The following is a 24718-nucleotide window of genomic DNA, read 5'->3' as shown; positions in this document are numbered from 1 at the left end:
CCGGCTCCTTCCGAAGCCGGCGACTTCTCCCGGCCGGGTGCCGCGGCTTCGACGACTGCAGATCAGTCGTGGGCCTCAAGCCATGCGATGACCTCCTCCTCTTCGGGCAGGTCGGTGAAGCTGACGACCTCGTCGCTGCCGACGAAGTAGAACGTCCCCGTCACCTCCGTGACCTCCGGATGCACCCGCTGGACGGCGAACCGGTAGAGCGCGAGCTGCCATTTCATCACCTCGAGCGCCTCTGCGTTCGGCTTCTTCGCCGTCTTCCAGTCGACGACCTCGGCGTGGTCGCCGGTGATGAACACGGCGTCGATCTTCCCGGGAACCCGGAACCGCCCGAGGACGAGTTCGAAGGACATCTCGATCTCCGCCGCCCGGCGGGACGCGAACGAGGACGCGAGGAACGTCTCCTGCAGCCGCTCGAGCACAGCGGTGTCCCGGGCGCGGCCGGAGTCGGTGTCATCGACCTCGATGCTCGCCTGCCCGAAGCGGCGTTCGATCCAGGCATGGAAGCTCGTCCCGATCTCGGCGGCCCGGCTCGGCGGCTCCGGAACCGGTCGCAGAGTGCTGGTGCGGAACGATTCGGGGTCCCTCCGCCACGAGACGAGGTCGGTCGCCGAGAGCCGATCGGGCAGCCTGCCGTCGGTCGCAGGGGCGCGATGGGCGAGGATCCGCTGGGCTCTGCGAGCGAGGACGGCGACCTGCGAATCACCGCGTGCGAGTGCAGCGAGGTCCGCTCCCGCCGCGCTCTCGACCCACTCCCCTGCCCGCTGCGCGACGGCGACGCGCTCATCACGAGGCACCGGCCAGATGCTCGTCTCGATCCGATCGACCGCCGACTCCTCAGCCGGCTCCGGGATCTCCGTGTCAAGGCCCGCCGCCTCGATGGCCTCGGTGAGGAACGGGGAGAGCTCGTCGGGGGTCGATCGGGAGCCCATGAGCTCGGCACCGAGCCACAGGTGGTGCTTCGCGCGGGTGAACGCGACGTAGGCCAGTCGCCGCTCCTCCTGCTCGTGGGCGTCGGCCACGGCCGGCCTGATGAACTCGTTCACCCATTCGTCGAGGGCCTTCTTCGTCTCGAACTCCGCGCCCCGCAGGTCGTAGTCGACGAGGTGGGCACGATCCCCGCGCAGCGGATAGGGCAGAGAGGTGCGGCCCATCCACCCCTCTCTGTCCCGGGGTTCGGTCGGGAAGTCCTTGACGACCAGTGAGGGAACGGCCACGGCATCGAACTCGAGACCCTTCGACGCATGGACGGTCATGACGTTGATCGCCCCAGGGGCGACCGTCGGTTCGGCCGCGCTCAGCGCGTCCTTGACCTCCATGAGGGAGAGCCACTGCAGGAACCCGGGCACCGATGGCCGCTCGACCGACGCCGAATACTGTGCTGCCGCGGAGAGGAACGCGTCGATCGCCTGCCGATGGACGCGTCGCAACGCGTCGCTCAGCCCCCAGATGTCGGAGTCGATGCCGGTCTCGCGCAGCGCGGTCCGCAGCACCGAGGTCACGGTCCCGGATCCCGAGCGCACCGTTCGCAGGGCGCGGGCGAAGCGGACGAGACGCTCGCGCGCCGGCTGGCTCAGGCCGGTCTCCCGGCCCGCGGGAACGTCGATGAGCTCGTCGAGTCCTTCGACGATCGTCGGCACGTCGATGGACTCGGGCACAGCCTCCGCGGTGCCCTCGCCGACACGTCCCGAGTCACCGGCCGCGGCCAGGGCGCCGTCGGCGTCGGCCGCACCCTCAGCGCCGGCCCGGGCTTCGCGCGCGTCGGCATCGTGGCGCCGCTGCGCCTGGCGGCGGGTGAAGGAGGACAGCGCGGCGATGTCGGAGGCCCCGAGACCGAGGAGGCGGCCGCTGAGGAGGCGCATGAGCTCGTCGCCGGCCATCGGGTCGACCGCAGCGGAGAGCACCGCCCGCAGGTCAGCGACGTACGGGTCGGTGAGCAGCCCCGAGGAGCCGTGGACGTGGACGGCGAACCCAGCCGCCTCGAGGGCGGCGCTCACCGGCGCGAAATGCGCGCGTTTGCGGCAGAGCACCGCCGTCGACGAGCCCGCCGGCAGTCCCGCGACCCATTCGGTGAGCGAGCGCATGCCGACGGTGAGGAACTCCTCGTCGTGGGCCCCGGAGGACACATCGACGACGACCTCGCCGGGACCGGCGCCGGGCCTGGTGGTCAGCGGAGTCTCCCGTGAGCCCGTGAGCCCGTCGGCGACCCGATTGGCCACGGTGAGGATGGTGCCGTCGTTGCGCCAACTCGTGCTCAGGGTCAGCGGCCGGACGTCGGTGAAGTCGGTCTCGAAGCGGATCATGTTGTCCGCGCTGGCCCCGCGCCACCCGTAGATCGCCTGCCGCGGGTCGCCGACCGCGGTCACCGCGCTGCGTTTGAACAGCGTCGAGAGCAGGGTGAGCTGGGCGACCGAGGTGTCCTGGAATTCGTCGAGGAGGATGATCTTCCAGCGTGCACGTTCGGCGGCCAGCGCCTGCGGAACCTCGTCGACGATCCGCTGGGCGAAGCGGACCTGATCGGAGAAGTCCATCGCCAGGTGCCGTCGCTTCGCGGCCATGTACTCTCCGGCGAGGCCGGCGATCCGCTTCTTCTCCTCGAGCTTCCGACGACGGCCGTTCGGGTCGACGGGTTTTCCCTTCGACGACATGAGGGCGGCCAGGCAGGCGTCGAGGTAGTCAGTGACCTCCTCGACATCGCGGCCGTGGTCGTTCATCGCTCCGGCGAAGGCGATGATGTCGGCGATCATCGTGTCCCTCGCGTAGCTGCCGGGAATCTCATCGGGAAGGGCCGCGTCGAGCACTTCTCCGGCGATCGTGTGCGCGGCCGCCTCGTCGAGGAGCACGGTCTCGGGTTCGATGCCGATGCTCGCCCCGTGTTCGGACACGATCGCAGCGGCGTACGAGTTGTACGTCGACACGGTCGGATAGTCGAGTCCCGGCAGGCTCGGTGTCGTCCCTTCGCCGAGGCTGTGCCGCAGGCGGGAGAGCAGCACCCGGATCCGGCTGCCGAGCTCCCCCACCGCCTTCCGGGTGAAGGTGAGTCCGAGGATCTCCTCGGGGGCGACGAAGCCGTTGGCCACGAGCCACACGACGCGCTGGGAGATCACGGTCGTCTTGCCCGATCCGGCACCCGCGGTGACCTTCATCGACAGTGCCGGATCGGCTTCGATGATCTCCCGCTGCTCAGGGCTCGGCCCGAAGGCCCGGGCGGGATCGGCGGCGGTGAGGCGGGCGAGGTCGTCGGCGCTGAATCTCATCAGTCGTCCTCCAGCATGTGCGGCCCGATCGCCGGGCACGAGGAGCGGACAGGGCAGGACTGGCACTTCGGCGGGTCGACTCGAGCCGGGAAGTGGGCGGCACGCATCCCCTCCGAGACCTCCCCGATGAGCGCCCGGGCCCACTGCGGATCCTCGTCGGCGCTCACCGCATCCTGGCGCCGTGCCGTCCCGGCGGTGCGGCGGAGGAAGACGAGTTCGGCACCCGCCGAGCGGGCATCGACACTCGATCCGTCGGGGAGTTCGAGGACTCCGGAGTCGACGGCCTCCTGATAGACGCCGAGCTGCGGGTGTCTGGGCATATCGGCGCCGGCGGGCACGGCCTTGCCGGTCTTGAAGTCGACGATCCGGACGCCGCCGGCGACCTCTTCGACACGGTCGAGTCGGCCTGTGACCTTCCATTCCTGTCCGCGGTCGTCGACACCGGTCGCATAGACGCGGGCTTCGACGCCGAGGACGTCGCCGGGTGAGTTCTCGATGTACTCGCCGAGGCGGTCGACCATGGCCATGGCCGTGGCGTGCTCACGTTCGCGCTCCCAGTCGGTGTCGAACTCGAGGGCCGCGAACTCACGGTCGACGAACTCTCGGATCTGCGACGTCGGCCCCTCGGGGTGGTGTTCGGCCGCGGCATGGAGGATGGTGCCGATGCTCTGTGCGGTCGTCGCCCCGCGGTCGCCTCCGTGGCGGGTGAGGAACCACCGCAGGGAGCAGTCGGAGAACGTCTCGACCTGCGAGGGCGAGATCGCCACGGTGTCCTCGGCGTCGAAGAGCGGGGTGAAGGAGGTGAGGTCCTCGGCCTCCCGCCATGCCTCGGGACCCAGCATCTGCGCATCGGCGCCCGCCAGTGCCGCCGCGAGCCGGGCCCACTCGATGGTCTCTGCATCAGGGTCGCCGTCGCTCTCCCGTGCGGCGGTGAGCAGGTGTGCCCGGGACAGGGCGGCGATCTCCTCGAGCCCGAGCGGGGGCAGTTCGTCCTCATCGGTGATCGCGTACCCGTCGCCGGCGGCCGTGCCCTGCCGGGTGGCTGCGGCGATGACGTCGAAGAACGCCGAGGGCGAGGACTCCGAATCCGACAGTGCGGTGACGATGACGCGGTGGGAGGCTCGGGTGAGCGCGGTGTAGAAGAGCTCGGCCTCCTCCCGGAGGTTCGTGCGCTTCGCGTAGGCGTGGTAGCCGGGGTCGACGGTGACCGGATCCTTGCCCGCGAGGACCGCGACGAGGTCGCTGAGACCGAGCATGCCGCCGCGCAGCTTCGGGTTCGGCCACACTCCTTCGTCGACCTCGGCGATGATGACGAGCGGAACGCGCACGTGCGCGAGGGAGGCAGGCGTCCCGACTCGGACGTGGTCGGCGAACCCCGCGGTCCTGGCCAGAGAGTCCTGGGCGATGTCCTGTTCGGCGACGATGCCGGCGAACGAGCGGGCGGTGAACCCGCCACGGTCGGAGATCTTCTCGGCGAGGGTGAAGAGGCGGAGCACGGAGTCGAGGTGTGCGCCCGCCTGGCCGTCGGGATCGCGCAGCGCCTCGGACTGCCAGCGTTCGGACACGCCCGCGGCCTCCCAGATCGCCCACAGCGCGGTGTGCGGATCCGCATCGGCATTCTCCCCAGCCGCCCTGAGCATCCGCGAGAGCGTGTCGAGGCCGGGGATCTCCGGGGCGAGTTCGTCGCTGCGCAGGGCCAAGGCGAGCGAGGCAGTGCTGTCGGCGGCGGGGAACCGGGTGCGGACGAGGCGCCGGAAGCGGCGGATCGCCACGGAGTCGAGGCGGACGTAGACGCTGCCGGCCAGTGTCAGCGCCGCCGTCGTCAGCGTCTCGTCGTCGCTGAGCCCCGGGGCGACGGTGAGCAGTTCGAGCAGGGGCGCGGTCGCCGGGTCGACGTTGAGCGGTTGGACGATCGTCGCCGTGGGAGTGCCCGCCGCCTGCAGCTCTCCGGCCATCACCCGCGCCGTCGAGGCGTTGCGGCAGATGACGGCGACGTCGGAGTGCGCGCTGCCGTCCGCGACGAACTCGGCGATGCGCCGGGCCAGGTAGCGGTGCTCGGACGCCGCGCTCGCGAACACGTGCGCTTCGACCGGCGGATCGGCCGGCACGCTCAAGCCCACACCGGCGGCGTCCCGAGCATCCGCACCCGCACCGACGCCGGACCCGTCCGCACCCGCCGGCCGCGGAGTCTCCCCCGGCCCGGGTTCCGGACCCGGCTCGGCAGTGGTGCCCGCAGCGTCACCGCTCGAGGCCGTGTCCGTGCCGGCACCCGGCCGGGGCATGTGCCCGAGCCCCCACCGGGTGGTGATGCGGGCGCCGAAATCGTCGCAGATCGCGGTCAGCGCCGCCTCGGCGCCGTACGGGTCCTCGAGCACGACCGTCGTGAAGTCGGCCGCGGCCGCCGCGCGGTCGAGGACCGATGCGTCGGCACCGTGGAAGCGGCCGGTGACGGTCTCGGGCGCGCCGAAGAGCGCGAGCGCGGACCCGCGCAGCCGCAGCTGCTCGAGCAGACCCCAGCTCGCGGCGGGGAAGTCCTGCACCCCGTCGGCGAGGACGATGGAGGGCACCCGGTCGGGAGCGAACGACCACGGCCTGCCCGCGGTCACCTCGGCGGGTTCGCGGAGGACTTCGAACGCCGAGCGGGCGAGCACGGTCGCCGAATCGATCCCCCCGTACCCGGGCATGCTCATGATCCCGAGGTACTCCTCGAGGATGCGGGAGAGCGCCGCCCAGCGGGGGTCGGGACGGACCGCGAGGACCCGGTCCAGGGCGCTCAGCCCGGCATCGAAGACGTACTCCCCGTCCCGGGTCGGTGCGGGGGTGCGCACACCGAAGTCGAACTCCATGACCCGGTTGAGGGCGTCGCGGATCTCGGTGCGGAAGGCGGAGGTGGCCCGCACCTCGGCGGTGATGTCGGTCGGCCATGCGGGCATCCGACCGCGGCCGGCCTCATGACCGGCGAGGAGGTCGGCGAGGAAGACGTCCTGGTCGGCACCGGAGACGAACTCGAGGTCCTCCCCCGTCCGCGTCGCATGGGCGGCGCGGACGATCCCATAGGCGAAGGAGGAGATGCTCCGGGCAGGCGCGGCGCGCAGGACGGCCTCCCGCGGGACGGGCAGGGTGTTGCGCAGGACGTCGGCGTGGTCGCGGTCAGGGCTGAGGACGAGGACCGAAGAGGGATCGATCGACGTGACGAGGCGTCCGTAGACGTCGGCGAGCAGCGACGTCTTGCCCGTCCCCGGCCTGCCGATGACGGCAAGGGACCCCTGTCTGAGCAGGGAGCCGGTGAGCGTCGAGGTGAGATCGTCCATATCCGTATTCCATCATGCGGGGCTGACACGACGATCCGACCCGGTCGGCGACGCGACTTCGCGTAGCATTGGAGAATGCCGAGTCCGCAGCAGAGAATGCCCCGTGAACAGCGACGCGACCAGTTGGTCGGAGTCGCGCGTGCGGTCTTCGCCGGCCGCGGCTACCGCACGACGTCGATGGACACGATCGCCGAGGAGGCCGGCGTGTCCAAACCCGTCCTCTACCAGCACTTCGCCTCGAAGCAGGACCTCTACCTTGCGCTCATCGACGATTCAGCCGGCCACCTCGCCGGTCGGGTCGAGCAGGCGCTCAACTCGACGACCGACCCGCACGAGCGGATCCGCGCGACCTACCGCGCCTACTTCGACTTCGCGATCTCCCACCGCGAGGAGTTCGTCATCCTCTTCAACTCCGACGTCTACGAGCCGGCAGCCCAGGAGCGGGTGCGGGCGATGCGCGAGGGCACCGTGGCCCGCATCGTCTCCGCCCTGCAGAGCTTCACCGACCTCGACGACGCCGAGGCGGACCTCCTCTGCCGCACCCTCATCGGCACCGCAGAGGTCGTCATCAAGCAGATCGAGTCGACCCAGGAGATCGACATCGCCGCCGCTGTCGACCTGCTCACCCAGATGAGCTGGGGCGGGCTGAGCTCATTCGCCACGACCGTCCGGTGAGACGGGCCCGACTCTCCCGCCCGCCGAGGCGGGTGGATCCGGGGGTGCCGTTCGCCGAGGCGGCACGGCCCCCGTTCGCTGAGAGCCGAGCGTGGGCGGGAAGAGCGGGCGCAGCCCGGACGTTAAGCTGAGCACGACCACCATCGCCACAAGGAGAACCATGGAAATCAAGATCGGCGTCCGCCAGTCCCAGCGCGAGATCGTCCTCGACACGGACGAATCCGCCACCGACCTCGCCAAGCGCATCCAGGAGGCCGTCGAGTCAGAGGCGCTCCTCACCTTCACCGACACGAAGGGCCGTCAGGTCTTCGTCCCCTCGACCGCGCTCGGCTACGTCGAGCTCGGCACCGAGGCGACCCGCCGCGTCGGCTTCGGCGCCGCCTGAGCGGACACACGCGCACAGACGCAACGAGGCGGGGCCCGGTCAGGATGACCGGGCCCCGCCTCTGTCTTCAGGGCATCGGATCGAGGGCACCAGACTGAGGGCACCAGCTCTGCGTCCGGGCCCGCTGCGCTGTGTCGCGAGACGCCTTCCCGCAGCCTCGGCGAGGGGACGGAATCGAGGAAGCGGTCACGACCGCTAAGTGGGGTCGACCACCTCGGCGAGGGGTTCCCCGCACCGGCAGACCAACCGCCGCGCCGGAGCCTGTCGAACCCCTACGCAACGAGGCCGAGGGCCGACATCCGGCGCGAATGGTTCGCGGTGACGGCGGGGATCGCCTCGACGATGACGGCCTCGTCGATGCCGAGGACCGGGTCGGTGAGCATCTGGCGGGCACGGCCGAGGGTCTCGGCGACGAGTTTGCGACCCCAGAGGGCGAGCCGCGAGGCGAGCTGGGTGTCCTCGGCGACGTCGGCGGTCAGCCGATTGCGGACGTAGTCAGCGGCACGTGTATCATCGAGAACAGCAATTGCCAGGCTGTGCCCGGGCTCATCGAGCTTGTCGGCCGCCATGCGATAGAAGTCGTTCATGATCCCGTCGAAGACGAAGCCCTTCATGAGGCTCTCGTACCAGTCACGGGGACGAGTCCTCTCAGCGAGCACCGAGAACGTCGGCTCGAAGAGCCGACAGAGCTCGATCACATCCTGGCCCGAGTCACTGATGCGCGCCGAGAGCTCTTCGAAGTGCGAGAATGAATGCGATGCCAACCGGGACAGAGTCACCGTGTCATCGAGTTCGGAGGCCGTGGACGCGTTCGTCGCCATTCTCTCGAAGGCGGTGAGCGCACCGTACGCGACCAGCGCGAGCGTTGCAGCATCAGTACTGGCCAGTGGGGCAGAATCGGGCATAGGTCAAGAGTACCGGTTCGCCACCATGACGAGCGCGAAGGCGCCAAAAGGAGTTTGAGACATGGCGGAGACAGACGCCGATTTCGCTGAGTTGGGGGTCTCCGGACCGATCGTGGCATCGCTCGCCGCTGCCGGCATCACCCATCCCTTCCCCATCCAGGCGATGACCCTGCCCGTCGCGCTCTCCGGCGCCGACATCATCGGGCAGGCGAAGACCGGCACGGGCAAGACCCTCGGCTTCGGCATCCCCCTGCTCCAGCGGGTCACGGGCAAGGACGAGCCCGGGGGTGAGACCGCCGAGGGAGACACGCGGCTGCCGCAGGCGCTCGTCGTCGTCCCCACGCGCGAGCTCGCCAAGCAGGTCGCCCAGGACCTCGTCACCGCGTCGAGCCAGCGCAGCATCGACGTCGTCACGATCTACGGCGGCAAGGAGTTCGAGCCCCAGATCAACGCGCTCAAGGCCGGCGTCGACGTCGTCGTCGGCACCCCCGGGCGCCTCCTCGACCTCTACGGCCGCAAGGTGCTCAGGCTCAACAAGGTCCGCACCGTCGTCCTCGATGAGGCCGACGAGATGCTCGACCTCGGCTTCCTCCCCGACGTCGAGCGCATCATCGCCGCCGTGCCCGCGAACCGGCAGACGATGCTCTTCTCCGCGACGATGCCCGGGGCCGTCATCACGCTCGCTCGCCGGTACATGAACCGACCCACCCACATCCGGGCGCATGACAACGAAGACCTCTCGCTCACCGGCAAGAACACGACGCAGTACGTCTACCGCGCGCACGCGATGGACAAGAGCGAACTCGTCGCCCGCCTCCTTCAGGCCGAAGGCCGGGGCCGGACCATCATCTTCACCCGCACGAAGCGCACCGCCGACAAGCTCGCCGCGGAGCTGTCCGACCGCGGGTTCGCCGTCCGCGCGCTGCACGGCGACCTCGGTCAGGCGCAGCGGGAGAAGGCGCTGAAGTCCTTCCGCGACGGCACCGTCGACGTCCTCGTCGCCACCGATGTCGCCGCCCGCGGCATCGACATCGACGACGTCACCCATGTCGTGAACTTCCAGTCGCCCGAGGACGAGAAGACCTACGTCCACCGGATCGGACGCACCGGTCGCGCCGGCAACTCCGGCGTCGCCGTCACCCTCGTCGACTGGGACGACATGCCCCGCTGGCGCCTGATCAACAAGGCCCTCGACCTCGACCACGACGAACCCGCGGAGACGTACTCGACCTCGCCGCACTTCTTCACCGACCTCGGCATCCCCAAGGGGACGAAGGGCCGACTCCCCCACAAGCACGGAGAGAGCACGGACAACACCGGCGAGGAGAAGCGCTCACGGGGTCGTGGGTCGTCCGGTGGTCGCCGAGGCGGCGGTTCCGGCTCGTCCGATTCACACCGCGGCGGCTCGTCCGAAAGCCGTCGGGGCGGCTCCTCCGACTCCCGCCGAGGCGGCGACGGGGATTCGGAGGCTCCGCGCAAGCCGCGCCGCAATCGGGAGCGTCGCCGCACCCGCGGCGGCAAGCCGGTCGGCCGAGCCAGCAGGTCCGAGGCCTCGGACACGAACGCCGAGTAACGGCACCCGCGCTGTAGGACCCCAGCGCCGTGTGGACCGCCGCGCCGAAGGGCCCTGCGCCGTCGGCCCCTACGCCGTAAGGAGCCAGCGTCCCGCCTCGGCGAAGGGCGACCGATCACTCGTGCCCGCGGACAACGCCCCGCTGCGATCCACTCGCGGCGGGGCGTTGCGCCTGTGCATACGGCGCTCGCTCGAGCCGCGTCTGCCGCGCTCGCTCGAGCCGCGTCTGCCGCGCTCGCTCAAGCCGGACAGCACATATCGAAGCGAGGAACGTCTGCAAAGCGCGCTCCGGCTTGAGTGAGAGGACGCGGAAGCTGGCCGCGTTGCAAAGCGCACTCCGGCTTGAGTGAGCGGCCGCGGAGGCTGGCCGCGTCGCAAAGCGCGCTCCGGCTTGAGTGAGAGGCCGCGCGCGACCCGCCCCTCTCACCCTTGGATGAACTCGACTCCTCCGGGGCGGGCGGCGGCCCGGTCGAGGAGCTTCGCGAGCATGTGATCGGACGTCGAATGCTCGCCGAGGCGGTTGGGCTTTCCGGTGCCGTGGTAGTCCGAGGAGCCGGTGACGATGAGGTCGTTGTCGTGGGCGAGACGCCGCATGACCTCGCGTTCGTTCGGCGGGTTGTCCCGGTGGTCGACCTCGAGGCCGTCGAGACCGGCGGCGATGAACTCGCGCATCGCGGCATCGGAGACGACGAGCCCGCGCATCGCCGCCCTGGGGTGGGCGAAGACGGAGACCCCTCCCGCCTCGGCGATGAGGCGGATCGCGGTGATCGGGTCGATCGTCGGCAGGGTGACGTGGTACTTCCCGTGGCTGGAGAGGATCGAGGCGAACGCCTCCGACCGGGTCTCGACGATGCCGGCGGCGACGAGTGCGTCGGCGATGTGGGGGCGCCCGATCGTCGCATCCTCCCCGGCGACGGAGAGCACGGCGTCCATGTCGATCGGATAGTCCTCGGCGAGGCGGTCGATGATGAGGTGGGTGCGGTCGAGGCGCGAACGGCGCGTCTCCTCGACGACGCTGGCCAGGCCCGTGTCGTAGGGGTCGTGGAGGTAGGAGAGCAGGTGGACGCTCACGCCTTCGTGGCGGCAGGAGATCTCCATCCCGCGGACGAGGCCGAGTCCGTACACGCGGGCGGCCTCCTCGGCGGGGGCCCATCCGGCGGTGGTGTCATGATCGGTGATGCCGACGACGTCGATGCCTTCCATCGAGGCTTCGGAAACGAGTTCGGACGGGCTCTGTGTCCCGTCCGAGAACGCCGTGTGCGCATGGAGATCGATGACCATGAGCCCCAGTCTATCGACTTCCCGAGCCGGTGCTGCTCCGCGCCTGAAGGCCGGCGCCGCCCCCGTGCCTAGAATGGAGGCATGACTGAGCACAGCGCCACCAGCACTGATACCGACCAGCCTCTGACCGACCGCGTCAACAACCGCTCGCACCGTCCGAACTCCCGCGCCTTCCGGGATTTCGTCGCCTCCGGCTGGGACCGCACCCCGCTCGACGCCGACGCCCTCGCCGCCGCCGGATTCACGCCTGAGCGCCGCGCCAAGGTCTCCGCCGCGTTCCCCGGTGAGCGCCTCGTCATCCCCGCCGGTTCGCTCAAGGTCCGCTCGAACGACACCGACTACCGGTTCCGTGCCCACTCCGCGTTCATCCACCTCACCGGGCTCGAGACCGACTCCGAGCCCGATGCCGTCCTCGTCTTCGAACCCGAGGGCGACGAGCACAGCGTCACCCTCTACTTCCGCCCCCGCGCCGGTGCCGACACCGAGGAGTTCTTCTCCGACGCCCGCTACGGCGAGTACTGGGTGGGACCGCGCGCCGACCTCGAGGCGATGCGGACGATGACCGGGATCGCCACCGAATCCTCGGCGACCGTCGACGATGCGATCACGAAGGACCTCGGTGCCATCTCCGTGCGCCTCCTGCGCTCGGCCGACACTCGCATCGACTCCGTCATCGACACCGCCCGCACCCAGGTCCAGGCCGACCTCGAGACCTCCGAGGCCGGGGATGCGGAGCTCGCGCAGATGCTCTCGGAGCTGCGCCTGATCAAGGATGACCACGAGATCGACCAGATGCGCGAGGCCGTCGCGATCACCCGCGCCGGCTTCGACAACGTCGTCGCCTCCCTGCCGGCCGCCGTCGCCCACCGCCGCGGTGAGCGGGTCATCGAGACCGCGTTCGAGACCGCCGCCCGCAGCGACGGCAACGGCATCGGCTACGACACGATCGCCGCCTCGGGCAACCATGCGTGCACCCTGCACTGGATCCGCAACGACGGAGTCGTCTCCGAGGGCGACCTCGTCCTCGTCGACGCCGGTGCCGAAGCCGACTCCCTCTACACCGCCGACATCACCCGCACCCTGCCGGTGTCCGGCACCTTCACCGAGGTGCAGGCGAAGATCTACGACGCCGTGCTCGAGGCCTCCGACGCCGCCTTCGCCGTCGCCGCCGAGCACGTCGACCGCCCCGTACGCTTCCGCGAGGTCCACGAGGCCGCGATGAAGGTCATCGCCCACCGCCTCGAGGAGTTCGGCCTCCTGCCCGTGTCCGCCGAAGAGTCGCTCTCGCCCGAGGGCCAGCAGCACCGCCGGTGGATGGTCCACGGCACCAGCCACCACCTCGGCCTCGACGTCCACGACTGTGCGCAGGCCCGTGCGGAGATGTACCTCGACGCCGTCATCGAACCGGGCATGGTCTTTACGATCGAACCCGGTCTCTACTTCAAGGCCGACGACCTCCTCGTGCCCGAGGAGTTCCGCGGCATCGGCGTGCGCATCGAGGACGACGTCCTCGTCACCGCCGACGGAGTCGAAAACCTCTCCGCCGACTTCCCGCGCACCCGCGCCGAGGTGGAAGCCTGGGTCCAAGGACGATGACCCCGACCCGCGGGCGCGGCATCCTCGACGTGCCGGGGCTCGCCCTCGGACACGCCGGGACGCTCACCCGCGACCGGCTCACCGGGGTCAGCGTCGTCCTCCCGCCCGCGGGCTCGACCGTCGGCGTCGACGTCCGGGGCGGGGGCCCGGCCACCCATGAGACCGACGTCCTCTCCCCCACCGCGCACGGGTCCGCGGCCGATGCCCTCGTGCTCACGGGAGGGTCGGCGATCGGTCTGCGCTCCGTCGCGGGGGTCTCCGATGCCCTCGCCGAGGCGGGGCGCGGCTTCCCCGCACCACGCCTGCCGGGCACCGTCATTCCGCTCGTCCCCGCCGCAGCGATCTTCGACCTCGGCCGCGGGGCCGGCCCGGTCGCCCCGCCGACGGCTGCCGAGGGCGCTGCCGCGGCCCAGGCTGCGCTCGCTGCCCTCACCGAGGAGGCGCCGACGACCCCGGTCAGGGGCAGCGTCGGTGTCGGCATCGGTGCCCGCGCCGGCGTTCAGACCCTGCGCAGCTCGCTCGGTTCGGTGAGCATCCGGCTGTCTGCCGGGTACACGGTCTCCGCCCTCGTCGTCGCGAATCCCTTCGGGACGATCGGCACCGAAGCGGGGACCCTGTGGGCCGGTCCCCTGCTCGAGGCCGTCGGCTGGGATCTGCCGCCGCTGCCGAGCCTGCCCGTCCCCGATCTCGAGGCGCCCCTCTCGGCGCAGAACACGACGTTGGCGATCATCGCCACGGACGCCCGACTCGACCGCGCCCAGGTCACAGCGCTTGCGGCCGGCGGCCACCCCGGCATCGCTCGTGCGGTGCGTCCCTCCCACACCCTCATCGACGGGGACACCGTCTTCGCCGTCGCCACCGGTGCCCGGGCGCTGCCTGAGGACCCCGCCGAGGCGCTGCCCGCGGTCGTCGAGATCACCGCGGCCGCCGCCGACGCCGTCACCCTCGCCGTCCTCGACGCTCTCACGAGTGCCTCCCCGCTCGCCCCGGCGTGGGAGCAGCCGCCGACTCTCGTCGACATCGCCCCGGACTTCACGGCGGCGTTCGCGGACCTCCCATAGCAGCCCCGCCGGGGCCGCTCGGCCGGCGGGCATCGGCCCAGGGGCGCACTGCCTGTCCGACCGACCGTCGGCCGACCTCCTCGGCGACCGCCCGCTGCCGCTTCCAAACCGCCGGTGCAGTCGTCGGACCTTCACCCGGGCCGCCTCGCCGAGGAGGATCGAGTTCGACATCGGGCCCAGAATCGACCCGGATCCTCCTCAGGGACACGAGCCGCGCCTCCGGAACGGTTGACACCCGACCGCAACGCTGCCGCCTCCAAACCGCCGGTGCAGTCGTCGGTCCTTCACCCGGGCCGCCTCGGCGAGGAGGATCGAGTTCGACATCGGGCCCAGAATCGACTCGGATCCTCCTCAGGGACACGCGCTGTGCGCCCGCAGGGTTGCTGCGCGCCCGCAGAGTTGTGTGACCGTCGGATTGCCGCGAGGCCCCGGGGTGCTGGAGCGCGGACGTGGGACGTGCTTCGTGCAGACCTCGTCCAGGGTCGAGCGAGCGACAAGAGGACTTGGCGCAGAGAACGTGATGCGGACGACGCTGAGCGGTGCCGGGTCACGAAGTAGGCTTGGGTCCATGAGTGGCTCCTCGAAACGCGTCTTCGTCGCCCGCCTCATCTCCGCTCCGGTCTTCGACCCGCTCGGGGATCAGGTGGGTCGTGTCCGCGACGTCGTCGTCGTCTACCGCACGACGATGCGCCAGTTCCCGCGCGTCATCGGCCTCGTCGTCGAGGTCCCCGGACGCCGCCGCGTCTTCGTCCCCATGGGCCGGGTCACCTCGATCGACGCCGGGCAGGTCATCACCACGGGACTGGTGAACATGCGCCGGTTCGAACAGCGCCGCTCGGAGACGCTCGTCGTCAACGACCTCCTCGACCGTCGTCTGCGCCTGCGCGAGGACGACTCCCCCGTCCAGATCGAGGACGTCGGCATCGAGCAGCAGGTCAACCGCGACTGGGAGGTCACCCGTCTCTTCGTCCGTCGCGTCCAGGAGCGCACGGCCTTCTCCGCCTTCCGCCGCCGCGGCGAGACGATGCAGATCTCGTGGTCCGATGCCGACCACCCCGCCGACTCCGCCCAGGACCAGGAGGCCACCCAGCTCATCGCGGCCTACCAGGACACGAAGCCCGCCGACCTCGCCGACGTCCTCTTCGAGATGACCCCCGAACGCCGCCTCCAGGTCGCCCGGGCCCTCGACGACGAACGCCTCGCCGACGTCATCGAGGAGCTGCCGGATGAGACGCAGGTCGAGCTCCTCTCCGCCCTCGACACCGAACGCGCGGTCACCGTGCTCGAGGAGATGGAGCCCGACGACGCCGCCGACCTCCTCGGCGAGCTCACCGACGAACAGGCCGAGCAGTTCCTCACGCTCATGGAACCCGACGACGCCGAGGACGTCCGCACCCTCCTCTCCTACGACGAGCACACCGCCGGCGGCCTGATGACGACCGAACCGGTCATCCTCACCCCGGAGACGACCGTCGCCGAGGCGCTCGCCCACGTCCGTCGGGAGGACCTCCCACCCGCACTCGCCGCCGCCGTCTTCATCTGCCGCCAGCCCATCGAGACCCCGACGGGCAGGTACCTCGGCCTCGTCCACATCCAGGAGATGCTGCGCCATCCCCCGCACGAGGCGGTCGGGATCATGCTCGACACCGAAGTCGATCCGATGCCCCCGGACACGTCGCTGGCCGAGGTGACGAAGTTCCTCGCGGCGTACAATCTGGTGTCGGTGCCGATCACCGACGACAACGACCGACTCATCGGCGTCGTCACCGTCGACGACGTCCTCGACGAACTGCTGCCCGAGGACTGGCGCACGACCGGCCGCGATGACCACAGGAGGGGGTAACCATGCCGACCGACGACTTCGACGTCCCCCGCTCGTCCAAACGCAAGCTGCCCCGGTTCGCGATCTCCCCGGAGACCTTCGGTCGCGGCGCCGAGGCGTTCGCGAGGTTCATGGGCACCCCGGCGTTCCTCGTCGGGATGACGGTCTTCTGCGCCGTGTGGCTGATGTGGAACACGCTGCTACCCGAATCGGTCCAGTTCGATCCGCGCTCGCTCAACTTCACCCTGCTCACGCTCATCCTCTCCCTGCAGGCCTCGTACGCGGCCCCGCTCATCCTCCTCGCCGAGAACCGCAGCGCCGACCGCGACCGCGTCGAGTTCGAACACGACCGGCAGCGGGCCGAACGCAACCTCGCCGACACCGAGTACCTCGCCCGTGAGGTCGCCGCCCTGCGCATCGCGATGCGCGAGGTCGCGACCCGCGACTTCATCCGCTCCGAGCTCAAGGATCTGCTCAAGGAGCTCGAGGACGAACGCTCAGAGAGCGGGAAGGACGAGCAGGTAGGGTCGAAGTCTCGAGACAGGAAGGGACAGGGATGAGACGAACGAGCCCGACCGACGAAGCCGTGCGGCAGGCGCTGGCGACGGTCATCGATCCCGAGATCCGGCGCAGCATCGTCGAGCTCGACATGGTCGAGGATGTCACCATCGACGGCGGCAGGGTCACCGTCACCGTGCTGCTCACGATCGCCGGCTGCCCGCTCAAGGACACCATCACCCGAGACACCGAGGCGGCGCTTGCCAAGGTCGACGGCGTCACCGAGGTGGTCGTCAGGCTCGGCACGATGTCGCCCGAGCAGCGCACGGCGATGCGTGAGAAGCTCCAGGGTCCCGGCGGAAGCCGCGAGGTCCCCTTCGCCAAACCCGATTCGCTGACGAAGGTCTATGCGATCGCCTCAGGCAAGGGCGGGGTCGGGAAGTCCTCGGTGACAGCGAACCTCGCCGCGGCACTTGCGAAGCAGGGCCTGCGCGTCGGTCTCGTCGACGCCGACATCTACGGGTTCTCCATCCCCACGATGTTCGGCCTCTCCGGTCAGCCGACCCGCGTCGACGAGATGATCATCCCGCAGGTAGCCCACGGGGTGAAAGTGATGAGCATCGGCATGTTCGTCCCCGGCAACCAGGCCGTCGTGTGGCGGGGCCCGATGCTCCACCGCGCCCTGCAGCAGTTCCTCACCGACGTCTTCTGGGGTGACCTCGACGTCCTCCTCCTCGACCTGCCGCCCGGCACCGGCGACATCGCAATCTCCGTCGCGCAGCTGCTGCCGAACTCCGAGCTCCTCGTCGTCACCACCCCCCAGCAGGCCTCGGCTCAGGTCGCCGAGCGGGCCGGTGCCATCGCCACGCAGACCAAGCAGCCGATCGCCGGTGTCGTGGAGAACATGTCGTGGATGGAGATGCCCGACGGCACCCGGATGGAGGTCTTCGGCAGCGGCGGCGGTGCCACGGTCGCGGGGAACCTTGCGACCACCACCGGCACCGAGGTGGAACTGCTCACCCAGATCCCCCTCGACACCGCGGTGCGGGAGGGCTCGGACGCCGGGACCCCCGTTGTGCTCACCGACCCCGAGTCCCCGGCGGCGCAGGCGTTCACGACGCTCGCCACCCGGCTCGCGCAGCGCACCCGCGGTCTCTCCGGTCGCTCCCTGGGACTCAGCCCCGTCTGAACGAAGGCCTCCCACCGAAGAGCGGCAGCCGAAGCCCCGACCATCACGGTCGTCTCCCATCTCTGCAACGATCGGGCAACACTCGTGTGATCTGCGACCCGCGACGACGGGCGGACTCTCACTACAAGGCAGACGTCGTTCCAGGTCAGAGCCGTGGCAACGGTCCGAGAACGCAGGACTGTTCGGCGCAGCGCCCGGCCGTGCGCCCCCTAGACTGGATGTGCGGATTCCCGCCGACCATCTGCACTCTCTCCCCGCAAGGACCTCCATTTGACGCGCACTCCCCGACTGCTGTCCAGACTGACGGCGCTCACCGCAGCGTCGACCGCACTCGCCCTCCTCTCCGGATGCGTCGTCACCGGCACGACCCGCGGCGACGATGAGGCCTCGGATTCGGCGACCGTGGAGTCGCACCGGAAGAACGCCCGAGACAATCTCGCCGCCGTCGACGCGAGCCTGCGCAGCTACGCCGTCGTCGACGAGACCTCGACTCCGAAGCTCCACGCGCATCTCTTCGGCATCCCCGGCGCGGACTCACTCAACGAGGCGACCGAGCGAGCCGTCCTCGACAGCTTCGACGCCGCGGGTGCCTTCGCCGGTCGCAAGGCCTTCAGCCCCGTGCTCACCGACCCCTCCCTGCGCTGGGATCCCTCGGCATTCACGACAGCGACGACCGCCTCGGCGGGATCGACACCGAAGGACACCGACACCGGCGCGGACGTGGACATCAGCAATCGCGTCCTCGCCGCGGGCGGGATCTTCCTCCTCAGCGCCGTCGCCCGGACCGACGCTGCGGGACCCACGGCGAGCCCGAACGCGGGATCGACCCGGGTCTATCTCACCGACCTCTCCGCCGACACGACCGTCGACGCCGCCGAGCTCTTCACCGGCGACATCGAGGACTCCGCGATCTCCGTCGATGACTCGGGAGCGCTCCTGCTCGACGGAGAATCGGTGCGCGGCGACGAACTCACCGATCTCGGACTCCAGGTCGCCGACGCCCTCCACACTCCCCTCTCCCTGCCGCAGGGCACCGATGACCGCGATCCCGACTTCTCCTGTGCGCTGCTCCCGTGCGTGGCGCTGACCTATGACGACGGACCGGGCGAACCCGACGTCGAGGATCGCCTGCTCGCGGCCGCGAAGTCTGCGAAGGTCCGCCTCACGTATTTCCTCCTCGGCAAGAACGTCCGGCACAGTCCCGACGTCGTCCGGAGGATGGCCGAGGCCGGACACGAGGTCGGCAACCACTCCTTCGACCACCCGCAGATGTCGAAGAAGTCCCCCGAGACCGTGCGCAGGCAGGTCGAGGACACCGACGCGGACATCGAAGCCGCCGGCGGCGGAAAGCCGAACCTCGTCCGTCCGCCCTACGGGGCGCTGACGAAGGCGACGGCGAAGGCGCTCGGTCATCCGGCGATCATGTGGGACGTCGACACCGAGGACTGGCGCAGCAAGAACGCGGGGAAGGTCGTCGACGCAGTGAGGGCGCAGACGAAGCCGGGGTCGGTCGTCCTCATGCACTCGATCCACCCCTCGACCGTCGATGCCGCCCCGGACGTCTTCAGCACCGTCCTCGACCGCGGCTTCTACCCGGTGACGGTGAGCGAGCTCTTCGGCGACCAGCGGCTCGAGAAGGGTGCGGAGTACTTCTGCCGCGGATATGCGACGAAGCTGTGCTCGAACCCCGAACATCCCGAGGTGCGCAGGGACTGACCGGCACAGGTTGCACGCGCGGCGTGAATCAGGTGGCGTTGGCTGGTCCGGTGAGGTCGCGTCGGCGTCGGCGGGTCCGGTGAGGTCGCGGCGCGAGGCTCAGGTGGCGTCGGCTCTGGCGGAGCCGTGCAGAAAGTGACGCGAATTTCAGGTGGCGTCGGCGTCGAAGGGGGCCGGGGCCGAGCGGTCGCGCTTGGCGTACTGGGCCTGGAACCGTTCGATCGGCGACGGGGGCGCTGCCGCAGACGCCGACGTGTCCTCTGCCGTCGATGCGGCTGCTGCCGTACCTGCAGCCGCCGCCGGTGCGGCGCCGCTGCCTCCCTGCTCGCGGCGCTTGGCCTCGCGAATCGCCGAGTCCTCCTCGACGAGGGCCTCGCGGACGATGCGGCGGGGATCGTACTGGCGGGGGTCGAGCTTCTGCCAGTCGACGTCCTTGAAGTCGTCGCCGAAGTCCCGCTTGACGTTGTCCTTCGCGCCTTCGGCCATGCGGCGGAGCTGGCGGACGGTGTCCCGCAGCTTCTGCGCGTATTCGGGGAGGCGCTTGGGCCCGATCACCACGAGTGCGACGATCACAAGGATGACCATCTCGGTCCCATTGATGCCCATGAACATGATCTCCATTCTAACCTCCCCGCAGTAGGCTCCTCCCAGGTGGACTCACATGAAGGGAGGGTGAATGGACGACGTCGTCGTCGAGCGGGTGCTGCGCATCGTCGAGTTCGTCCCCTCTGGTCGCGTCGTCAGCTACGGCACCGTCGGCCTCGTCGCGCGCTGCTCGCCGCGCTATGTCGGACGGGTGATGAAGGAGTACGGGTCGAACGTCACATGGTGGCGGGTGATCAACGCTGCTGGGCGGCTGCCCGACCCGCTGCTCGGGCGCGCCCGGGAGAAGTGGGAGGACGAGGGCACCGCTCATCGTCATGACAAGGCGCTCACCTCGGCGTTCATCACTTTCGAGGAGCTCGACGCGCTATGGTCGGCACACGGCCGCGACCCGGGCGAGCGGTTAGACTGAGATACGGAACAGCAGCGGTTGAGGAGGGTCGATTGTCACGCGAGCATGCCGGTGATGTCACGTTCTCCGAGCAGTACAACGGACCGGATGCGCTCCTCGACGCAGCTCGCACCCTCTCCCACGAGTACGGGCTCACGCCTGTCTCACAGACGACCTCGTCGGCGCTCACGCTCATGGCGCGTCTGCTGCGCCCCGTCGCCGCAGTCGAGGTCGGCACCGGCACGGGAACGGCGACGCTCTCCCTGCTGCGGGGCATGCCCAACGCCGGCATCCTCACCTCGATCGACACGAACTCCACTGCTCAGGGCGCGGCCCGTGACCTCATCGACCTCGCGGGCATCCGCCCCGGCCGCCTGCGCCTGATGAGCGGTCGCGCCGAGGACGTCCTCGGCCGCCTCGCCCCGAGCGCCTACGACCTCGTCTTCCTCGACATCGACCCGGTCGGGCTCGAGCGGATGATCGAACCCGCGCTGCGCCTCCTCGACGCCCACGGACTCCTCGTCCTCCACCAGACGCTGCTCTCCGGCGCCGTCGCCGATCCCGTCGATCGCTCCCCACGGACGACCGCGGCGCGCACCCTGCTCAGCCGCCTCGGCGACCAGGAACGGCTCGACCGCGTCCTCCTGCCCATCGGAGAGGGCCTGCTCACGCTGCAGAAGACCTGGCAGTGACGCCGGGGCCGACCCCGCGGATGGCGAAGCGGCCCCGCGGATGACGAAATAGCCTCGCGGATGACGAAACCGCCCCGCAGATGACGAAGCGATTCTGTGAATGACGAAGCGGCAGAGACGAACGTCTCTGCCGCTGCGCGGTCCACTCGTACTCAGATGCCCAGCGTCTCCGCCAACGTGTCGTGGAGAGCCGTCGCCTCATCGGCGCTGAGTTCGATCACCAGTCGCCCGCCGCCCTCGACAGGAAGCCGCATCACCATGCCTCGGCCTTCTTTGGTCACTTCCAGAGGTCCGTCGCCGGTGCGGGGTTTCTGAGCTGCCATGTGGGCGCTTCCTTCCATCGATTGAACAGAGCCGATCCGTGCGGAACGGACCAACCGTATTGATCCGATTATTCCACGATCCTGTCCTCAGCGGGGACATCGCCGCGAAACGACCCGATCACGGCGGCAGATCCGAGGGCGGGGTGAAGTGCCAGAGGTATCCGACCCAGACGATCTGGAGGAGGATGAACGCGACGATCACCGCGACCCGGTAGCCGCGCGAACGGACGGCTGAGAGGGTGAGTGCGAGCGGGAAGAGCGGCAGGAGCAGGCGCAGCGTCGAGGTCTGCGGGGTGAAGAAGATGAGCAGGTAGATCCCGTACGCGAGGCAGAAGAGCTGCAGTGTCCTGCCCATCCGCGCCCCTGCCGGGGAGAGGATGAGGGCGACCATGCCGGCGACGACGCCGATGAGGAGGAGCGGCCCGAAGGGACCGACGAGGCTGTTGGCCTGGGCCAGCCACTGGACGAGGTAGGTCGACGTCCCGGTGTGCCAGGCCGCCTCGGTGTCGGTGTAGGCCGTCATCGACCCGGTGACGATCCACGCGTGGACGGGGTGGATGAGCGCGGCGGCGCACGAGAGCACACCGAGGGTCCACGATCGGATGACCTCGGAGGGCGGATACGGTTCGGTCCGACGGCGGAGGAAGCGGTCGATGAGGTGGAAGAGGAGGAAGAAGGAGAAGGCGACGCCGATCGGGCGCGAGAGGTCCATGAGGACGACGACGGGAAGGGCCATGAGGTAGCGGCGCTCGACGACGAGGAGGAGCGCGAGGGCCTGGAGGAGAAGGGTGAGCGACTCCGCGTACCCGGTGGAGAACACCGCGGCCGGCGGGAAGACCATGACGAAGGTGAGCGCCGTGAGCGCCTGCCCGGGTGGGACGAACTTCCGGAAGAGCGCGAGGACGACGATCGCGGCGAGGCCCGCGGCGACCGTGGACACGAGCGGAGAGATCACCTCGTAGCTCAGGCCGGTGAGGTCGGCGATCGCACTGACGATCGCCGGGTGGAGCGGATAGAACGCCCACGTGTTCTCTGCGACCCGCCCGGCCTCATCGACCGGCAGCACCGCCGGGTAGCCTTCGGTCGCGACGCGCGCATACCACGCGGAATCCCAGAAGTTGAGGAAGTCGCCGAGGGTCGTCTCGACCGGGCTCGAGGACCAGTATGCGGGATCCTGGCGACGGAGGACCGCGGCGAAGATCGCGATGCTCACGATCCGCGAGGCGATGTAGACGCTCAGCGCCTGCACCCAGAGCGGAAGGGTGAGGAAGACGACGCCTGCCCGGTGGAGGCGGGAGGAGTTGAAGAGCTCGGGGAGGATGGTGATGCCGGGGAGGTCTGGGGAGGTGCTCATCGCCTAGTTCTGCGCGGCTTCCAATTCGCTGATCCGCGTCCGCAGCCGACCGATCGCCTCATCGACCTCGTCCATCCGGTAGCCGCGCAGCGCCGGACGGAACCGCAGCTCGTCGACGTCTGCGAGGGTGAAACCCTCGGGCAGTGGGGCGGCGACGGCATCGGACTCCTCGGCGGCCTCGGCGGAGAAGAGATCGAAGGACGCGGCGAGGACGATGACGAGGACGAAGATCGCAGCGGCGACCCCGATGACAATCCACAATGGCATGAGGCCATCTTCGCATATCGGCCTGAGGTCTCAGCGGAGGCCGCGGACCGTATGCCTGGCCGGACCCTCCCCGGTGACGGCGAGCGTGACGGCCAGGGCGTCGGCGGTCGCGGTGACGTCGTGGGCGCGGATGATCGCCGCTCCCCTCTCCACGGCCAGCGCGGTCGCGGCGATCGTTCCGTGGAGCCGGTCGGCGGGTCCGACCTCGCCGATCGCCTCCCCGACGAAGTCCTTCCGGGAGATCGCGAGCAGCACGGGGTAACCGGTCTCGGCGAAACGGCCGAGGTCGCGCAGCAGCCGCAGCGAATGGTAGGAGTTCTTGCCGAAGTCCGGCGTCGGGTCGATGACGATCCGGGTCGGGTCGACTCCGGCGGCCTCGGCAGCCGTGGCCAGGGCCACCACACCGCTCAGGGTCTCGTCGACGACGTCGGCGGCGGTGAGGCCGTAGCGGCTGCGGTGGGCGTCGGTGCGCGGGGACAGACCCCCGGTGTGCGAGCAGACGAGGCCGACGTCGAAGCGGGCCGCGACCTCGGCGACGAGCGGATCCGCACCGGCCCACGTGTCGTTGAGCAGGCCGGCACCGGCGGCGCAGACCGCCTCGGCGACCTCATGGCGCCACGTGTCGACGCTGATGAGGAGGTCAGGACGGCGCCGGATCACAGCCTCGACGACGGGGACGACGCGTTCGATCTCCTCGGCAACGGAGATCTCCCGACCCCGCCCCGCACGGACCCCGCCGATGTCGACGATCCGGGCACCCGCCTCGGCGGCGGCGTCGACGGCCCTCAGCGCCGCCTCGAGGGTCGCGGCGGACTCGTAGAACGAATCGGTCGACCGGTTGACCACAGCCATGATCACCGGGGCCCCGGCGCGGGCGTCGGTGAGCGCGAACCGCGTCGGGCGGGACTCGGCGCCGTCCTTCACTGCTCGGGGCCGGTGCCGTCGACGGGGGCGTCGGGGATCGTCCCGGGCGGACCGATCGTGGCCACGACCTCGTCGATGTCATCGGTGAGCGTGAAGAGGTCGAGGTCCTTCGGGGAGATCGTGCCCTCTCCGATCAGGGTGCTCGCCATCCAGTCGACGAGCCCCCGCCAGTAGCTCGTGCCGAAGAGGACGATGGGAAAGGACGTGACCTTGCCGGTCTGGACCATCGTGAACGCCTCGAAGAGCTCGTCGAGGGTGCCGAAGCCACCTGGCATGACGACGAATCCGCGGGAGTACTTGAGGAACATCGTCTTGCGGACGAAGAAGTACCGGAAGTTCACCCCGAGTTCGACGTGGTCGTTGAGCCCCGATTCGAAGGGCAGCTCGATGCCGAGTCCGATCGACACGCCCCCGGCCTCCGTGGCGCCGAGGTTGCCGGCCTCCATGATCCCCGGTCCCCCGCCGGTGATGATCGCATTCCCGTTCTCCGCGAGCCGCCGGGCGATCTCCCGCGCATCCTCGTACGCCTGGGTTCCGGCGCCGAGGCGGGCCGAGCCGAAGATCGAGACCGCCGGGCCCACCTCGGCGAGCGACCCGAAGCCCTCAACGAACTCCGCCTGGATGCGCATCACCCGCCACGGGTCCTCATGGACCCAGTTCGAGGGTCCCCGGGACTCGAGGAGGCGCTGATCGGTCGTCGTCGTCGGCACCTGGGAGCCGCGCAGGCGCAGCGGACCTTTGCTGTAGAAGGTCGCGTCGTCGGTGGTGTCGGCTGCGGGCTGGTCGGGGCTGGGCTGGTCGGGGCCGCTCTCGTCCGGGCTGGTCTCCACGGGCTCGCGCTCCTCGGTGCGGGTCGTCGGTGCGGGATCGGTGTCGTTCGCCATCGCGC

21 protein-coding genes are annotated in these 24718 nt (G+C 69.9%); 11 read left to right on the top strand and 10 right to left on the bottom strand.

The genetic code is table 11. The annotated features are described in order from the left end of the window. Positions 1-62: 62 nt before the first annotated feature. The gene (locus ACQ1RG_RS11665) at positions 63-3263 is read right to left on the bottom strand and encodes an ATP-dependent helicase (protein ID WP_009375230.1); all 3201 of its coding nucleotides are present in this window, start codon (positions 3261-3263) and stop codon (positions 63-65) included. Continuing rightward, positions 3263-6574 (bottom strand): PD-(D/E)XK nuclease family protein, encoded by a 3312-nt coding sequence (locus tag ACQ1RG_RS11660; protein WP_101624857.1) that lies wholly within the window; start codon positions 6572-6574, stop codon positions 3263-3265. The genes ACQ1RG_RS11665 and ACQ1RG_RS11660 overlap by 1 nt, the downstream gene beginning before the upstream one ends. A 75-nt stretch (positions 6575-6649) precedes the next feature. Here ACQ1RG_RS11660 and ACQ1RG_RS11655 point away from each other — a divergent pair, with 75 nt between their 5' ends. Both ACQ1RG_RS11655 and ACQ1RG_RS11650 read left to right on the top strand, forming a co-directional pair. Then, positions 6650-7249, top strand: a complete 600-nt coding sequence (locus tag ACQ1RG_RS11655) for a TetR/AcrR family transcriptional regulator (protein WP_040340952.1) — start codon at positions 6650-6652, stop codon at positions 7247-7249. Between the two features lie 160 nt (positions 7250-7409). Beyond that, on the top strand, positions 7410-7634 hold the full coding sequence (locus tag ACQ1RG_RS11650; RefSeq protein ID WP_009375226.1) for a DUF3107 domain-containing protein: 225 nt from the start codon (positions 7410-7412) through the stop codon (positions 7632-7634). A gap of 272 nt (positions 7635-7906) precedes the next feature. Here ACQ1RG_RS11650 and ACQ1RG_RS11645 read toward each other — a convergent pair whose 3' ends face one another. Then, positions 7907-8539: a ferritin-like fold-containing protein gene (locus tag ACQ1RG_RS11645; RefSeq protein ID WP_430600141.1), complete on the bottom strand. Its 633-nt coding sequence runs from the start codon at positions 8537-8539 to the stop codon at positions 7907-7909. Between the two features lie 61 nt (positions 8540-8600). On the opposite strand from ACQ1RG_RS11645, the gene ACQ1RG_RS11640 reads away from it, so the two are divergent. Beyond that, a complete protein-coding gene (locus tag ACQ1RG_RS11640; protein WP_342474379.1) occupies positions 8601-10112 on the top strand; it encodes a DEAD/DEAH box helicase in 1512 nt (503 codons plus the stop codon). A gap of 423 nt (positions 10113-10535) precedes the next feature. Here ACQ1RG_RS11640 and ACQ1RG_RS11635 read toward each other — a convergent pair whose 3' ends face one another. Next, positions 10536-11393 carry a PHP domain-containing protein gene (locus tag ACQ1RG_RS11635; protein ID WP_009375223.1) on the bottom strand — a complete coding sequence of 286 codons (858 nt, stop codon included), beginning with the start codon at positions 11391-11393 and terminating at the stop codon, positions 10536-10538. A gap of 81 nt (positions 11394-11474) precedes the next feature. Here ACQ1RG_RS11635 and ACQ1RG_RS11630 point away from each other — a divergent pair, with 81 nt between their 5' ends. The 6 genes from ACQ1RG_RS11630 (at position 11475) to ACQ1RG_RS11605 (ending at position 19275) form a co-directional block, all read left to right on the top strand. Beyond that, a complete protein-coding gene (locus ACQ1RG_RS11630; RefSeq protein WP_063250937.1) occupies positions 11475-12989 on the top strand; it encodes an aminopeptidase P family protein in 1515 nt (504 codons plus the stop codon). Beyond that, positions 12986-14050: a P1 family peptidase gene (locus ACQ1RG_RS11625; protein WP_095375815.1), complete on the top strand. Its 1065-nt coding sequence runs from the start codon at positions 12986-12988 to the stop codon at positions 14048-14050. The genes ACQ1RG_RS11630 and ACQ1RG_RS11625 overlap by 4 nt, the downstream gene beginning before the upstream one ends. Before the next feature lie 568 nt (positions 14051-14618). Beyond that, positions 14619-15893, top strand: coding sequence for a magnesium transporter MgtE N-terminal domain-containing protein (locus ACQ1RG_RS11620; RefSeq protein ID WP_342474378.1), 1275 nt, complete (start codon positions 14619-14621; stop codon positions 15891-15893). Between the two features lie 2 nt (positions 15894-15895). Then, positions 15896-16432: a DUF1003 domain-containing protein gene (locus tag ACQ1RG_RS11615; protein WP_009375208.1), complete on the top strand. Its 537-nt coding sequence runs from the start codon at positions 15896-15898 to the stop codon at positions 16430-16432. After that, entirely contained in the window at positions 16429-17559 is a 1131-nt protein-coding gene (locus tag ACQ1RG_RS11610; RefSeq protein WP_009375206.1) for an Mrp/NBP35 family ATP-binding protein, read from the top strand. The genes ACQ1RG_RS11615 and ACQ1RG_RS11610 overlap by 4 nt, the downstream gene beginning before the upstream one ends. A gap of 270 nt (positions 17560-17829) precedes the next feature. Beyond that, on the top strand, positions 17830-19275 hold the full coding sequence (locus ACQ1RG_RS11605) for a polysaccharide deacetylase family protein (RefSeq protein WP_009375204.1): 1446 nt from the start codon (positions 17830-17832) through the stop codon (positions 19273-19275). Between the two features lie 147 nt (positions 19276-19422). Here the strand turns inward: ACQ1RG_RS11605 and ACQ1RG_RS11600 are convergent, their stop codons facing one another. After that, positions 19423-19896 carry a twin-arginine translocase TatA/TatE family subunit gene (locus ACQ1RG_RS11600; RefSeq protein WP_063250942.1) on the bottom strand — a complete coding sequence of 158 codons (474 nt, stop codon included), beginning with the start codon at positions 19894-19896 and terminating at the stop codon, positions 19423-19425. A 55-nt stretch (positions 19897-19951) separates the two neighbouring features. Between ACQ1RG_RS11600 and ACQ1RG_RS11595 the strand changes: the two genes are divergently transcribed. Together ACQ1RG_RS11595 and ACQ1RG_RS11590 are read left to right on the top strand one after the other, a co-directional pair. Continuing rightward, positions 19952-20290 (top strand): MGMT family protein, encoded by a 339-nt coding sequence (locus tag ACQ1RG_RS11595; RefSeq protein WP_095375814.1) that lies wholly within the window; start codon positions 19952-19954, stop codon positions 20288-20290. A 32-nt stretch (positions 20291-20322) separates the two neighbouring features. After that, positions 20323-20961: an O-methyltransferase gene (locus tag ACQ1RG_RS11590; RefSeq protein ID WP_009375199.1), complete on the top strand. Its 639-nt coding sequence runs from the start codon at positions 20323-20325 to the stop codon at positions 20959-20961. Between the two features lie 152 nt (positions 20962-21113). Here ACQ1RG_RS11590 and ACQ1RG_RS11585 read toward each other — a convergent pair whose 3' ends face one another. The 5 genes from ACQ1RG_RS11585 to ACQ1RG_RS11565 form a co-directional block, all read right to left on the bottom strand. Then, a complete protein-coding gene (locus ACQ1RG_RS11585; protein ID WP_009375197.1) occupies positions 21114-21284 on the bottom strand; it encodes a DUF3117 domain-containing protein in 171 nt (56 codons plus the stop codon). Positions 21285-21402: 118 nt separating this feature from the next. Beyond that, positions 21403-22638 carry a hypothetical protein gene (locus ACQ1RG_RS11580; RefSeq protein ID WP_009375195.1) on the bottom strand — a complete coding sequence of 412 codons (1236 nt, stop codon included), beginning with the start codon at positions 22636-22638 and terminating at the stop codon, positions 21403-21405. Positions 22639-22641: 3 nt separating this feature from the next. Continuing rightward, positions 22642-22905 (bottom strand): DivIVA domain-containing protein, encoded by a 264-nt coding sequence (locus ACQ1RG_RS11575; RefSeq protein WP_051995470.1) that lies wholly within the window; start codon positions 22903-22905, stop codon positions 22642-22644. 30 nt (positions 22906-22935) lie between these two features. Beyond that, positions 22936-23829, bottom strand: a complete 894-nt coding sequence (folP, locus tag ACQ1RG_RS11570) for a dihydropteroate synthase (RefSeq protein ID WP_009375191.1) — start codon at positions 23827-23829, stop codon at positions 22936-22938. Further along, on the bottom strand, positions 23826-24713 hold the full coding sequence (locus ACQ1RG_RS11565; RefSeq protein WP_063250943.1) for a TIGR00730 family Rossman fold protein: 888 nt from the start codon (positions 24711-24713) through the stop codon (positions 23826-23828). The genes folP and ACQ1RG_RS11565 overlap by 4 nt, the downstream gene beginning before the upstream one ends. Positions 24714-24718: the final 5 nt, after the last annotated feature.

Source organism: Brevibacterium sp. K72, assembly GCF_050562175.1.
In the GTDB taxonomy this organism is placed as follows: domain Bacteria; phylum Actinomycetota; class Actinomycetes; order Actinomycetales; family Brevibacteriaceae; genus Brevibacterium; species Brevibacterium casei.
Note: the sequence above shows the minus strand (reverse complement) of the source record. Positions and strands in the feature narration are given on the sequence as shown.